The 14,042-nt window shown below is 42.1% G+C and carries 10 protein-coding genes and 1 other annotated feature; all 10 genes read left to right on the forward strand.

All coding sequences use genetic code 11. The annotated features are described in order from the left end of the window. Window positions 1-26: 26 nt before the first annotated feature. The 10 genes from rplK (at window position 27) to fusA (ending at window position 13,989) form a co-directional block, all read left to right on the forward strand. On the forward strand, window positions 27-452 hold the full coding sequence (rplK, locus tag Q7P97_RS14995) for a 50S ribosomal protein L11 (RefSeq protein WP_029053289.1): 426 nt from the start codon (window positions 27-29) through the stop codon (window positions 450-452). Between the two features lie 120 nt (window positions 453-572). Continuing rightward, window positions 573-1,274 (forward strand): 50S ribosomal protein L1, encoded by a 702-nt coding sequence (rplA, locus tag Q7P97_RS15000; protein WP_099692966.1) that lies wholly within the window; start codon window positions 573-575, stop codon window positions 1,272-1,274. Between the two features lie 40 nt (window positions 1,275-1,314). Next, window positions 1,315-1,453, forward strand: a sequence feature (ribosomal protein L10 leader region). Between the two features lie 30 nt (window positions 1,454-1,483). Beyond that, window positions 1,484-1,984, forward strand: coding sequence for a 50S ribosomal protein L10 (gene rplJ, locus Q7P97_RS15005; RefSeq protein ID WP_303970332.1), 501 nt, complete (start codon window positions 1,484-1,486; stop codon window positions 1,982-1,984). A 67-nt stretch (window positions 1,985-2,051) separates the two neighbouring features. Next, a complete protein-coding gene (rplL, locus tag Q7P97_RS15010) occupies window positions 2,052-2,411 on the forward strand; it encodes a 50S ribosomal protein L7/L12 (protein WP_085427471.1) in 360 nt (119 codons plus the stop codon). Between the two features lie 87 nt (window positions 2,412-2,498). Beyond that, the gene (locus tag Q7P97_RS15015; protein ID WP_303970336.1) at window positions 2,499-3,119 is read left to right on the forward strand and encodes a class I SAM-dependent methyltransferase; all 621 of its coding nucleotides are present in this window, start codon (window positions 2,499-2,501) and stop codon (window positions 3,117-3,119) included. A 201-nt stretch (window positions 3,120-3,320) separates the two neighbouring features. Further along, window positions 3,321-6,866: a DNA-directed RNA polymerase subunit beta gene (gene rpoB, locus Q7P97_RS15020; RefSeq protein WP_303970339.1), complete on the forward strand. Its 3,546-nt coding sequence runs from the start codon at window positions 3,321-3,323 to the stop codon at window positions 6,864-6,866. Window positions 6,867-7,044: 178 nt separating this feature from the next. Then, the gene (gene rpoC, locus Q7P97_RS15025; protein ID WP_099692964.1) at window positions 7,045-10,638 is read left to right on the forward strand and encodes a DNA-directed RNA polymerase subunit beta'; all 3,594 of its coding nucleotides are present in this window, start codon (window positions 7,045-7,047) and stop codon (window positions 10,636-10,638) included. A 299-nt stretch (window positions 10,639-10,937) separates the two neighbouring features. Next, window positions 10,938-11,357 (forward strand): 30S ribosomal protein S12, encoded by a 420-nt coding sequence (rpsL, locus tag Q7P97_RS15030; protein WP_085132019.1) that lies wholly within the window; start codon window positions 10,938-10,940, stop codon window positions 11,355-11,357. A gap of 35 nt (window positions 11,358-11,392) precedes the next feature. Next, a complete protein-coding gene (rpsG, locus tag Q7P97_RS15035) occupies window positions 11,393-11,863 on the forward strand; it encodes a 30S ribosomal protein S7 (RefSeq protein ID WP_029053281.1) in 471 nt (156 codons plus the stop codon). 47 nt (window positions 11,864-11,910) lie between these two features. Continuing rightward, window positions 11,911-13,989, forward strand: coding sequence for an elongation factor G (fusA, locus tag Q7P97_RS15040; RefSeq protein ID WP_303970347.1), 2,079 nt, complete (start codon window positions 11,911-11,913; stop codon window positions 13,987-13,989). Window positions 13,990-14,042 lie beyond the last annotated feature (53 nt).

The following is a 14,042-nucleotide window of genomic DNA, read 5'->3' on the forward strand; positions in this document are numbered from 1 at the left end:
ATCACGGACTTAAGGAGGTGTGTCTCGTGGCTAAAAAAGTTACTAAAGTAGTGAAATTGCAAATTCCAGCTGGTAAAGCAAATCCAGCACCACCAGTAGGGCCGGCATTAGGTCAAGCAGGTGTTAACATCATGGGATTCTGTAAAGAATTTAACGCTCGTACAGCAGATCAAGCTGGTCTAATTATTCCAGTAGAAATCTCAGTATTCGAGGACCGTTCATTTACATTCATCACAAAAACTCCGCCAGCAGCAGTATTGCTAAAGGTTGCAGCAAACGTTCAAAAGGGTTCAGGTGAGCCTAATAAAAACAAAGTTGCTACAGTTAAGCGTGATAAAGTTAGAGAAATCGCAGAACAAAAGATGCCAGACTTAAACGCGGCGTCAGTTGAAGCGGCGATGGCAATGGTCGAAGGTACTGCTCGCAGTATGGGATTCAAAATCGAAGACTGATAGTAGTTCTTCACGATAAAGTAATGGTTTGAAGGTGAAGGCTGCGGTCGATTGTGATTCGCAGCCTTCATTAAGTGGGAGGTTTAATCCGTTAAAACCACAAATGAGGAGGAAATTCTGATGGCTAAAAGAGGTAAAAAATTCGTAGATGCAGCGAAGCTTGTAGATCGTACTGCTACATACACTGCGAAAGAAGCAATTGAACTTGCTAAAAATACAAGTACTACTAATTTTGATGCAACTGTTGAAGTAGCTTTCCGTCTTGGTATTGATACTCGTAAAAACGATCAGCAAATCCGTGGGGCAGTTGTACTTCCAAACGGTACTGGTAAAACACAACGCGTATTAGTATTCGCTAAAGGTGAAAAAGTTAAAGAAGCAGAAGCTGCAGGCGCAGACTATGTAGGCGATGCAGAACTTATTGCTAAAATTCAACAAGGTTGGTTCGATTTCGACGTAATCGTTGCTACACCTGACATGATGGGCGAAGTTGGTAAGATTGGTCGCGTACTTGGACCAAAAGGTCTTATGCCGAACCCGAAAACTGGTACAGTAACATTTGATGTAACGAAAGCTATTGAAGAAATCAAAGCAGGTAAAGTTGAATACCGTGCGGACAAAGCTGGAATTATCCATGCGCCAATCGGAAAAGCATCTTTCGATAACGAGAAGTTGGAAGAAAACTTCTTGACGATCTTTGAAACTATTCAAAAAGCTAAACCAGCTTCATCAAAAGGAACATTCATGAAATCAGTAAACGTTACGACAACTATGGGTCCTGCTGTTAAAGTAGATCCGTCAAGCGTTACTGTTAAAAAATAATTGACAAGCACAAAGTGATCTGCTAAGATTACGCTTGTTATGATGATAACCATTTGTACCGAAGACAGCAGGTGTGGCTTGCCACTTAATGCTCCTGCCGAGGACAAGACGCTCTTTTTAAAAGATGACGACTTTTCTGCCCTCATGTCTTAGACGTTGAGGGCTTTTTATATCGGTATAAGTGACCCTAATTACCAGGAGGTGTCAACATGAGCAAAATTTTAGAAGCTAAACAAGCAGTCGTATCAGAAGTTGCTGAGAAATTGCAATCAGCAGCATCTGTAGTAGTTGTCGATTACCGTGGTCTTACGGTTGCGCAAGTTACAGAATTGCGTAAACAATTACGTGAAGCGGGCATCGAGTTCAAAGTTTATAAAAACTCTATGGTGCGTCGTGCGACAGTAGTTGCAGGACTAGAAGGCTTGAACGAAAACCTTACAGGTCCAAACGCTATCGCTTTCTCTACAGAAGACGTAGTAGCGCCAGCTAAAATCTTAAATGATTTCGCTAAAAAGAATGAAAAGCTTGAAATTAAAGCAGGTGTGATCGAAGGAAACGTCGCAACTGCTGAAGATGTGAAAGCATTGGCTACTCTACCTTCTCGCGATGGTCTATTGTCTATGCTACTCAGCGTTCTTCAAGCGCCAGTACGAAACTTTGCACTTGCTACAAAAGCAGTTGCAGAACAAAAAGAAGAGCAAGGTGCTTAATTTCGCATTTTGACTATGACCGGAACAAACTAGCCGGTTAAATACAACTTTCCAGGAGGAACTTAAAATGACTAACGCACAAATTTTAGACGCAATCAAAGAAATGACAGTTCTTGAACTAAACGACCTTGTTAAAGCAATCGAAGAAGAATTCGGCGTAACAGCAGCAGCACCAGTTGCAGCAGCTGGAGCAGTTGCAGAAGCAGCTGAAGAGCAAACTGAATTCGACGTAATCCTTGCATCAGCTGGAGATCAGAAGATCAAAGTTATCAAAGCTGTTCGTGAAATCACTGGTCTTGGCTTGAAAGAAGCTAAAGCTCTTGTAGACGAAGCTCCTAAAGCAGTTAAAGAAGCAGCAACTAAAGAAGAAGCAGAAGAAATGAAAGCTAAACTTGAAGAAGTTGGCGCATCTGTAGAAGTTAAGTAATTTCTACTTCCCTGAGAAAAGCCCGTCTATTTGACGGGCTTTTTTCTTCATATACAGATAGTATAACTCTACGCAGGAGGTGTATGTATGGGAGACCATTATTACTCGAAAAATCCCCAAGTTTCAAGTGCGCCCAAGCAGTGGAAAGCCGAGATTCGTAACAAAGTCTTTTCATTTACAACGGATGCTGGTGTATTTAGCAAAGGGAGTATAGATGAAGGGTCAAAATTACTGGCTGAAACGTTTAAAGAACCATCCATTGGGGGAGACTTGTTGGAAATAGGTTGCGGTTATGGACCAATTGCGTTGTCTATCGCATCGGATTTTCCTGAGAGACTGATCCATATGGTGGATGTGAATGAACGGGCATTAGCTCTTTCAAAAACAAACGCTCAACAGAATCAAATCTCAAATATAAAAGTTTATGAAAGTAGTGGCGTTGATCGAGTTGTATCAAATGACTTCGCTGCAATTATAACCAATCCACCTATTAGAGCGGGGAAGCAAACAGTCTTTTCTTTCTATGATGGAGCTTATGAAAAGTTAGCTACGGGCGGAGAATTATGGGTTGTCATTCAAAAGAAACAAGGGGCTCCGTCTACGATGGATTACTTGAAGAACTTGTTTGGTAATGTAGAAACGGTTGCCAAGAAAAAGGGCTACTTTATTTTGGTATCAAAAAAGATTGACAGGATGAATATCTTGTAGTAGCATTATTAAATGCATAAATATTTATATTGCAGCTGTATGCCCTTTTGTGTGATGTAGTAGAGGAAAAGGTATATTGATGTTTGGATAAAGATTGTGAAATCGAAAATGAGCTCTCGTCGGAACTCGTTTTCTTTTTGTTTTTTCGAAGTCACAGCGGAATTTCTGATTTTGCAAAAACTAATATTGTCTTAATGAGGGGTGAATGAGTTGACAGGTCATTTAGTTCAGTATGGTCAACATCGTCAGCGTAGAAGTTTCGCGCGAATCAAAGAAGTACTCGATCTGCCGAATTTGATTGAAATTCAAACGGCGTCTTATGAGTGGTTCTTGGAAGAAGGGTTACGTGAAATGTTCCGGGATATTTCTCCTATCCAGGATTTCACAGGTAACTTGTCCTTGGAATTTATTGATTACAAACTGGGTGAACCGAAATATCCAGTAGACGAATCAAAAGAACGCGATGTGACATATGCGGCACCACTTCGTGTAAAAGTACGTCTTCATAACCAAGAAACAGGCGACGTGAAGGAACAGGACGTTTTCATGGGAGATTTCCCACTCATGACAGAAAACGGAACATTCATTATTAATGGAGCGGAGCGTGTTATCGTTTCTCAGCTCGTTCGTTCACCAAGTGTTTACTATAATGATAAGACGGATAAAAACGGTAAGCGTGGATTTGGCGCTACTGTTATTCCGAACCGTGGAGCGTGGCTTGAATATGAAACAGATGCAAAAGACGTTGTGCATGTCCGTATCGACCGCACTCGTAAATTGCCAATCACTGTTTTATTGCGTGCACTAGGCTTCTCTACTGACCAAGAAATTATCGACCTAATCGGTGATAATGAATATTTACGGAATTCATTAGAGAAAGATAACACTGAAACCTCGGAAAAAGCAATGCTTGAAATCTATGAGCGACTTCGCCCGGGTGAGCCACCGACACTCGATAGCGCAAGAAGTCTTTTGTATTCACGCTTCTTCGATCCAAAACGCTATGATTTAGCGAATGTCGGTCGTTATAAAATGAATAAAAAGCTTCACTTGCAAAATCGTTTGTTCAACCAAACAGCTGCTGAAACACTCGTTGATCCGGAAACTGGAGAAATATTAGTGGAAAAAGATCAGCTAATCGACCGTCGTACATTAGATAAATTACTACCATTCTTATCTCAAGGTATAAATACTGAGTCGATTGAACATGTAGGATCTGTTTTGGAAGAACCAATGGTTATCCAAACACTGAAGATCTACGCGCCTAAAAGTGAAGAAAAACAAGTCATCAATGTCATTTCCAATGCTGAAGTAGACGAGTCTATTAAAAATATTACTCCAGCGGATATTGTAGCGTCTATCAGTTATTTCTTTAACTTGTTACATGGTGTAGGAAATACGGATGATATTGACCATCTTGGTAACCGTCGTTTGCGTTCTGTTGGTGAATTACTTCAAAACCAATTCCGTATCGGTCTTTCTCGTATGGAGCGTGTGGTTAAAGAAAGAATGTCCATCAATGACACTCAATCTATCGTACCTCAACAACTGATCAATATCCGTCCGGTTATTGCATCTATTAAAGAGTTTTTCGGTAGCTCTCAGCTATCTCAGTTCATGGACCAAACAAATCCATTGGCTGAATTGACGCATAAGCGTCGTCTTTCTGCACTGGGACCTGGTGGTTTGACACGTGAGCGAGCAGGAATGGAAGTTCGTGACGTTCACTACTCTCACTATGGTCGTATGTGTCCGATTGAAACGCCGGAGGGTCCGAATATTGGACTGATCAACTCATTATCTACATTCGCGAAAGTGAATCGATTCGGCTTTATTGAAACTCCTTATCGTAAAGTAGATCCTGAAACAGGTCGCGTTACATCTCAAATCGATTATCTGACAGCAGATATTGAAGATAACTATGTAGTAGCGCAAGCAAATGCACTACTTGAAGAAGACGGTTCATTTACTAATGAAGGTGTCGTAGGTCGTTTCCAAGGGGATAACACTGTATTCCGCCGCGAGCAAATGGACTACATGGACGTTTCACCTAAGCAAGTTGTATCTGCAGCTACTGCATGTATTCCGTTCTTAGAAAATGATGACTCCAACCGTGCATTGATGGGTGCGAACATGCAACGTCAAGCAGTTCCTTTATTAAATCCTGAAGCGCCGTTTGTTGGTACAGGTATGGAGCATATTTCTGCACGCGATTCGGGTGCGGCAGTTGTTTCTAAATATCATGGTATCATCGAGCATGTAGAAGCAAAGGAAATTCGTATTCGTCGTATTGAAGAAGTGGGCGGTAAAGAAGTCAAGGGTGATCTTGTCGTTTGTCGTTTATCTAAGTTCATCCGTTCGAACCAGGGAACTTGTTATAACCAACGTCCGATTGTAAAAGTCGGCGACCGTGTAAAACCGCTTGATATTCTTGCGGATGGCCCATCAATGGAACAAGGTGAACTTGCGCTTGGACGTAACGTTCTAACTGCCTTCATGACGTGGGATGGTTATAACTACGAGGATGCGATCATCATGAGTGAGCGTCTAGTAAAAGATGATGTATTCACATCTGTTCATATTGAAGAATATGAATCAGAAGCACGTGATACGAAGCTTGGACCGGAAGAAATCACGCGTGATATTCCAAACGTCGGAGAAGATGCATTGCGCAACTTGGACGATAGAGGAATTATCCGTATTGGTGCAGAAGTTCGCGATGGCGATATCTTAGTCGGTAAAGTAACACCTAAGGGAGTTACGGAATTGACTGCGGAAGAACGTCTTCTACACGCAATCTTTGGAGAGAAGGCACGTGAAGTGCGTGATACTTCATTACGTGTACCTCACGGAGCAGGCGGAATCGTATTAGATGTTAAAGTCTTTAACCGTGAAGACGGCGACGAGCTGTCTCCTGGAGTTAACCAGTTAGTTCGCGTGTATATTGTACAGAAGCGTAAAATCTCTGTTGGAGATAAAATGGCAGGACGTCATGGTAACAAGGGTGTTATTTCACGTATTTTACCCGAGTCAGAAATGCCGTTTCTTCCTGATGGTACGCCGATCGATGTCATGTTGAACCCACTTGGTGTTCCGTCACGTATGAATATTGGACAGGTTCTTGAGATGCACCTTGGTATGGCAGCACGTAGTTTAGGTATTCACACAGCTTCTCCTGTATTTGATGGTGCAAACGAGGAAGATGTTTGGACTACAATGGAAGAAGCAGGTATGAACCGTGACGGTAAAACCATGCTATACGATGGTCGTTCAGGTGAACCGTTTGATAACCGCGTATCAGTTGGTGTTATGTACTTGATCAAACTAGCCCACATGGTAGATGACAAGTTACACGCACGCTCAACTGGACCGTACTCACTTGTTACGCAGCAACCACTTGGCGGTAAAGCCCAGTTCGGTGGACAGCGTTTCGGGGAAATGGAAGTATGGGCACTAGAAGCATATGGTGCCGCTTATACATTGCAAGAAATCTTAACAGTCAAATCCGATGACGTCGTAGGCCGTGTGAAAACATACGAAGCGATTGTTAAAGGTGATAGCGTACCTCAACCAGGAGTACCAGAATCATTTAAAGTACTAATCAAAGAACTTCAGAGTTTAGGGTTAGACGTAAAAATGTTGACGGAAGACTTTGAGGAAATTGAGCTTCGTGATCTTGACGACGAAGAAGACATGCAACCAACTGACGCATTGAACTTGATGAAAGAAGATCAGCCAATCGCCTAAACTAAAAGCGGAAAGCGATCTGAAATATAAATAAAACAAACACAACCAAATAGAAGAGGGCTTCGAGCACCCTCTTCTATTCTATTCAGTAAGAAGAACAACTTACGTGAATGCACTACTACAAGTTAAATTGCCTGATAAGCCATTATGGCGATTAGACTAAAGGGAGGTTGGCTCCTTGATCGATGTTAATAATTTTGAGTATATGAAAATTGGCCTTGCTTCACCGGACAAGATTCGTTCTTGGTCATATGGAGAAGTAAAAAAACCTGAAACTATCAACTACCGTACATTAAAGCCAGAGAAGGACGGATTATTCTGTGAAAGAATCTTCGGACCAACGAAAGACTGGGAATGTCACTGTGGAAAATACAAGCGGGTTCGCTATAAAGGCGTCGTTTGTGATCGTTGTGGCGTAGAAGTAACGCGTCAAAAAGTCCGTCGTGAACGTATGGGTCACATTGAGCTTGCAGCACCTGTCACACATATTTGGTATTTCAAAGGAATTCCTAGCCGTATGGGCTTGATCCTAGACATGACACCTCGTGCGTTGGAAGAGATTATCTACTTCGCGTCTTACGTAGTAGTCGAACCAGCTGATACACCGCTTGAGCGTAAGCAATTGCTTTCAGAGAAAGAATACCGTCTATACCGTGAGAAGTATGGTTCTAAATTCCAGGCGGCAATGGGAGCGGAAGCAATCGAGCAACTACTCCGTGCGATAGATTTGGATAAAGAAACGGATTCATTGAAGGAAGAATTAAAAACAGTACAAGGTCAACGTCGTACACGCGCAATCCGACGCCTGGAAGTTGTGGAATCATTCCGTAACTCTGGAAATCGTCCGGAGTGGATGGTATTGGAAGTGCTTCCTGTTATCCCTCCTGAATTGCGTCCTATGGTACAGCTTGACGGTGGACGTTTTGCAACTTCTGACTTGAATGATCTGTATCGCAGGGTTATTAACCGGAACAATCGTCTAAAGCGACTATTGGATCTAGGGGCACCTGGTATTATCGTTCAGAACGAAAAACGTATGCTTCAAGAAGCAGTAGATGCACTTGTAGACAACGGCCGTCGCGGAAGACCTGTAACAGGTCCAGGTAACCGCCCGTTGAAATCTCTTTCTCATATGTTGAAAGGGAAGCAAGGACGTTTCCGTCAGAACTTACTTGGTAAACGTGTAGACTACTCTGGTCGTTCAGTTATCGTAGTAGGTCCTAGCTTGAAAATGTATCAATGTGGTCTACCTAAGGAAATGGCGATTGAGCTATTTAAGCCGTTCGTTATGAAAGAATTAGTAGAACGTAACTTGGCACATAATATTAAGAGTGCGAAACGGAAGATTGAACGTCTTCATTCCGAAGTATGGGATGTTTTAGAAGACGTCATTAAAGAACATCCGGTACTTCTTAACCGAGCACCAACACTTCACCGTCTGGGAATCCAGGCATTCGAACCGATGTTGGTAGAAGGACGCGCTATTACATTGCATCCACTTGTTTGTACGGCGTATAACGCTGACTTCGATGGTGACCAAATGGCCGTTCACGTACCTTTATCTGCTGAAGCACAAGCTGAAGCGCGCTTACTGATGTTAGCTGCCCAAAACATTTTGAACCCGAAAGACGGAAAACCAGTTGTAACTCCTTCACAGGATATGGTTCTTGGAAACTACTACTTAACAGTCGAGCGTAAAAACGCAACTGGAGAAGGCTCAGTGTTTAGTGACCCGAATGAAGCGTTAATCGCGTACCAAACAGGACACGTTCACTTGCATTCTCGTATTGCAGTTCAAGCTGGAAGTATTAAAAATCCAACGTTTACGGACAAGCAAAACAGTCAGCTGTTGTTAACAACAGTAGGTAAAATTATTTTTAACGAGATTTTACCTGAAACATTCCCGTACATTAACGAACCGACGAATCAAAACTTACAAGTGGAAACACCTGACAAGTACTTTATCGACGGCACAGTGAATGTTAAGGAACACTTGCAACAAGCAGAATTGATCACGCCATTCAAAAAAGCGATTCTTGGGGAAATCATCGCGGAGATCTTCCGTCGCTTCCACATTACAGAAACATCTAGAATGTTGGATAGAATGAAGAACCTAGGATTTAAATATTCTACTCGTGCAGGAATCACAATCGGTATTTCTGATATCGTAGTTTTGCCGAATAAAGCTGAAATCCTTCATGAGGCACAAGAAAAAGTAGACAAAGTTACTCAACAGTTCCGACGCGGTTTAATTACTGAAGAAGAACGATATGACCGTGTTATCTCTTATTGGAGCCATGCGAAAGATGTTATTCAGAATAAGCTGATGGATTCGTTAGATATCGAAAACCCAATCTTCATGATGAGTGACTCTGGAGCCCGTGGTAACGCATCAAACTTTACACAGCTTGCTGGTATGCGTGGACTGATGGCCAACCCGGCTGGACGGATTATCGAACTTCCGATCAAATCTTCATTCCGTGAAGGTCTAACAGTACTTGAATACTTTATCTCTACACACGGTGCGCGTAAAGGTCTTGCCGATACAGCACTGAAGACTGCCGATTCAGGTTACCTGACACGTCGTCTAGTAGACGTAGCGCAAGATGTTATCGTTCGTGAAGAAGATTGCGGAACAGACCGTGGTCTGGCAATCACTGCGTTAACTGAAGGAAATGAAATGATTGAAACATTGTTCGAGCGTATTGAAGGTCGTCACACGAAGAAGACCATCAAACATCCGGAAACGGGTGAAGTTATTCTTGCGAAAAACGGATTGATTACTGCAGATATAGCAAATACAGTAATTCAAGCGGGAATCGAAGAAGTAACGATTCGTTCGGCGTTTACGTGTAATACAAAACATGGTGTATGTAAAAAATGTTATGGCATCAACTTAGCTACTGGAGAAACGGTAGAAGTAGGGGAAGCAGTGGGAATCATTGCGGCTCAATCTATCGGAGAACCAGGAACACAGTTAACGATGCGTACATTCCATACAGGTGGAGTAGCTGGAGACGATATTACACAAGGTCTTCCACGTATCCAAGAGATTTTCGAATCTCGTAATCCAAAAGGTGTCGCGGTTATTTCTGAAATAGCAGGTACTGTTATTGAAATTGATGAAGTCCGTGAAGGTTTGAAAGAGATCACTATTGAAGGTGAAGTGGAAACACGTAAATATCCTACATTGTACAACGCGCGTTTGAGCGTAGAAGTTGGAGATGTAGTTGAGCGTGGACAAACTATTACTGAAGGTTCTATTGATCCTAAACAATTAATCGTAGTAAAAGACGTTTCGACAGTACAAGAGTATCTGTTGAAAGAAGTTCAAAAAGTTTACCGTATGCAAGGTGTAGAAATTGGAGATAAGCACGTTGAAGTAATGGTTCGCCAAATGCTTCGTAAAGTTCGCGTAATTGAAGCGGGAGATACTGATCTTCTTCCAGGTTCGTTACTTGATATTCACCAATTCTCCGAAGCTAATGCAAAAGTGTTGTTAGCAGGAAAAGTTCCAGCTACTTCACGTCCGGTAATTCTTGGTATTACAAAAGCTTCACTTGAGACAGAGTCCTTCTTGTCGGCCGCTTCATTCCAGGAGACAACAAGAGTTCTTACTGATGCAGCCATCAAAGGTAAAACAGATGAGTTGCTAGGTCTGAAAGAAAACGTTATTATCGGGAAATTGGTCCCTGCAGGTACTGGAATGCAGAGATACCGCCAGATTAAAATGCAACACGATGAAGCAGAAGAAACAATTACAGCTGAATAAAAATAAACGGGACATCGTTCCCGTTTATTTTCTTAAATTTGTTGACAAGATGTTCTAGAGATGATAATATACAAAAGGTTGATAGTTGTTGATCGTTAACTTGTTGGAAGGAATATATATTCTTTCAAATTAGTGCAAGACGTAAAGCAATTCATCATTATAAAATAACAGTAAGCAGAGATCTCTGGTGTTACTGTCACCCGTTTTTGTGTGTGCACGCACAAAAACTTTGTTTTTACTTAAAAATGAACCACCTGGGTGTGTGGTATTATAAAAAGCTTGGAAGGAGGAACAACCTAATGCCTACAATTAATCAATTAGTCCGTAAACCTCGTAAGTCGAAGACGGAGAATTCTAAGTCACCGGCTCTAGGAAAAAGCTATAACAGCTTTAAAAAGTCAATGACAAACGTGAACTCACCACAAAAAAGAGGTGTTTGTACACGTGTTGGTACTATGACTCCTAAGAAACCGAACTCGGCGCTTCGTAAATACGCTCGTGTTCGTTTAACTAATACATTGGAAGTAAACGCATATATTCCAGGTGAAGGCCACAACTTGCAAGAACACAGTGTGGTACTAATCCGCGGAGGACGCGTAAAAGACTTACCGGGTGTTCGTTACCATATCGTACGTGGGGCACTTGATACAGCTGGAGTTACTGGCCGTATGCAAAGCCGTTCGATGTATGGAGCTAAAAAGCCTAAAGTTAAGAAGTAATACAAAACTAACGATATTGAAAGGAGGAACTAATTATGCCTCGTAAAGGTCCTGTAACAAAACGTGATGTACTACCTGATCCGATTTATAATTCCAAGCTTGTAAGCCGCCTTATCAACAAAATGATGGTAGACGGTAAAAAAGGTACTTCTCAAAAGATTCTTTATGGAGCGTTCGAAATTGTTAAAGAACGTTCTGGACAAGAGCCAATCGAAGTATTCGAAGCAGCTTTAAACAACGTAATGCCAGTTCTTGAAGTTCGTGCTCGTCGTGTTGGTGGAGCTAACTATCAAGTGCCGGTTGAAGTGCGCCCTGAGCGTCGTTCAACTTTAGGTCTTCGTTACCTTGTAAACTATTCACGTACACGTGGAGAAAAGACAATGGAAGAACGCCTAGCGAACGAAATTCTTGATGCATCAAACAACACAGGTGCTTCTGTTAAACGCCGTGAAGAAATGCATAAAATGGCTGAAGCCAACAGAGCATTCGCTCACTATCGCTGGTAAGGTCGGATAAACAACAGTAGTAATCCGAAACGGAAGGAGATTACAAAATGGCTAGAGAGTTCTCACTAGAGAATACTCGTAACATTGGTATCATGGCTCACATTGACGCTGGTAAGACAACGACAACAGAGCGGATCCTTTTTTACACAGGTAAAATCCACAAAATTGGTGAAACGCACGAAGGTGCATCACAAATGGACTGGATGGAGCAAGAACAAGAACGTGGAATCACGATTACTTCAGCTGCTACAACTGCAGCATGGAAAGGTCATCGCGTAAACATCATCGATACACCTGGACACGTAGACTTCACAGTTGAAGTTGAACGTTCACTTCGCGTATTGGATGGAGCTGTAGCGGTACTTGATGCACAATCAGGTGTTGAACCACAAACAGAGACAGTTTGGCGCCAGGCGACAAACTATAAAGTTCCACGTCTCGTTTTCGTAAACAAAATGGATAAGACAGGTGCTGACTTCCTTTATTCAGTCGGAACACTACGTGACCGCCTACAAGCGAATGCACACCCTATTCAATTGCCAATCGGTGCGGAAGATAACTTCTCAGGAATTATTGACTTAATCGAAATGAAGGCAACTATGTATCCCAATGATCTAGGAACAGATGTAACAGTGGAAGAAATTCCTGCTGAACATCTTGAACTAGCTAAAAAATACCGTGAGAGCCTAATTGAAGCTATTGTAGATTTCGATGAAGATCTTATGGAAAAGTATCTCGGCGGTGAAGAACTTACAACAGAAGAAATCACAACGGCTATTCGTAAAGCTACGTTGGCAGTTGAATTCTACCCTGTTGTTTGTGGTACTGCTTTCAAAAACAAAGGTGTACAACTAGTACTAGATGCGGTAGTAGACTACTTACCATCACCACTTGATGTACCACCAATGATGGGCTTCAACCCTGAAACAGAAGAAGAAGAAGTGCGTGAATCAACTGATGAAGCACCATTCTCTGCGTTGGCATTTAAAGTTATGACCGACCCTTATGTAGGTAAACTTACATTCTTCCGTATTTATTCAGGTGTCCTTCAAGCAGGTTCTTATGTAACAAACTCTACAAAAGGCAAGCGCGAGCGCGTAGGACGTATTCTACAAATGCACGCAAACAGCCGTGAAGAGATTTCTGAAGTACACGCGGGTGAAATCGCTGCTGCTGTTGGTTTGAAAGATACAACTACTGGAGATACACTATGTGATGAGAAGCAATTGATCATTCTTGAATCAATGGTATTCCCTGAGCCGGTTATCTCTGTAGCAATCGAACCTAAAACAAAAGCGGACCAGGATAAAATGGGCCAAGCTCTTGGTAAGTTACAAGAAGAAGATCCAACATTCCGTGCGCATACAGATCAAGAAACAGGAGAAGTAATCATTGCAGGTATGGGTGAACTTCACTTGGATATTATCGTCGACCGTCTACGTCGTGAATTTAAAGTGGAAGCAAACGTGGGTGCACCACAAGTTTCTTACCGCGAAACATTCCGTGAGTCAGCTGAAGTCGAAGGTAAATTCGTACGCCAATCAGGTGGACGTGGACAATTCGGTCACGTATGGATCGAATTTGGTCCGAACGAAGAAGGTAAAGGATTCGAATTCGTAAACAACGTTGTTGGTGGTTCTGTTCCTCGTGAATACATCCCAGCAGTTGAAGCGGGAGTTCGTGATTCATTAGATAACGGTATTTTAGCTGGATATCCTCTAATCGATGTCAAAGCACGCCTGTTTGACGGATCTTACCATGACGTTGACTCCAACGAAATGGCATTTAAGATCGCTGCGTCAATGGCTTTGAAAAATGCTGCATCAAAATGTAAGCCTGTAATCCTTGAACCAACAATGAGAGTAGAAGTTATCATTCCGGAAGAATACATGGGCGATATCATGGGTGATATTACATCACGCCGTGGCCGTGTTGAAGGTATGGAAGCTCGTGGTAATGCACAAGTAGTTCGTGCAATGGTTCCACTTGCTGAAATGTTCGGATATGCAACATCACTACGTTCAAACACGCAAGGACGCGGAGTATTCTCGATGGTGTTTGATCACTACGAAGAGCTTCCAAAGTCTATTGCAGAAGAAGTAATTAAGAAAAACAAAGGTGAATAATAAAGTTCATCCTTGTTTCCTATAAACAATACTTGTAAGATATGGATAGTCGA

Source organism: Sporosarcina ureae, assembly GCF_029267015.1.
Taxonomy (GTDB): Bacteria; Bacillota; Bacilli; order Bacillales_A; family Planococcaceae; genus Sporosarcina; species Sporosarcina ureae_D.

What these genes read in the sequence shown, in the direction of transcription:
- rplA (WP_099692966.1), top strand. Translation starts at nt 573, where the DNA reads ATGGCTAAAAGAGGTAAAAAATTCGTAGATGCAGCGAAGCTTGTAGAT.
- rplJ (WP_303970332.1), top strand. Translation starts at nt 1,484, where the DNA reads ATGAGCAAAATTTTAGAAGCTAAACAAGCAGTCGTATCAGAAGTTGCT.
- rplL (WP_085427471.1), top strand. Translation starts at nt 2,052, where the DNA reads ATGACTAACGCACAAATTTTAGACGCAATCAAAGAAATGACAGTTCTT.
- Q7P97_RS15015 (WP_303970336.1), top strand. Translation starts at nt 2,499, where the DNA reads ATGGGAGACCATTATTACTCGAAAAATCCCCAAGTTTCAAGTGCGCCC.
- rpsL (WP_085132019.1), top strand. Translation starts at nt 10,938, where the DNA reads ATGCCTACAATTAATCAATTAGTCCGTAAACCTCGTAAGTCGAAGACG.
- rpsG (WP_029053281.1), top strand. Translation starts at nt 11,393, where the DNA reads ATGCCTCGTAAAGGTCCTGTAACAAAACGTGATGTACTACCTGATCCG.
- fusA (WP_303970347.1), top strand. Translation starts at nt 11,911, where the DNA reads ATGGCTAGAGAGTTCTCACTAGAGAATACTCGTAACATTGGTATCATG.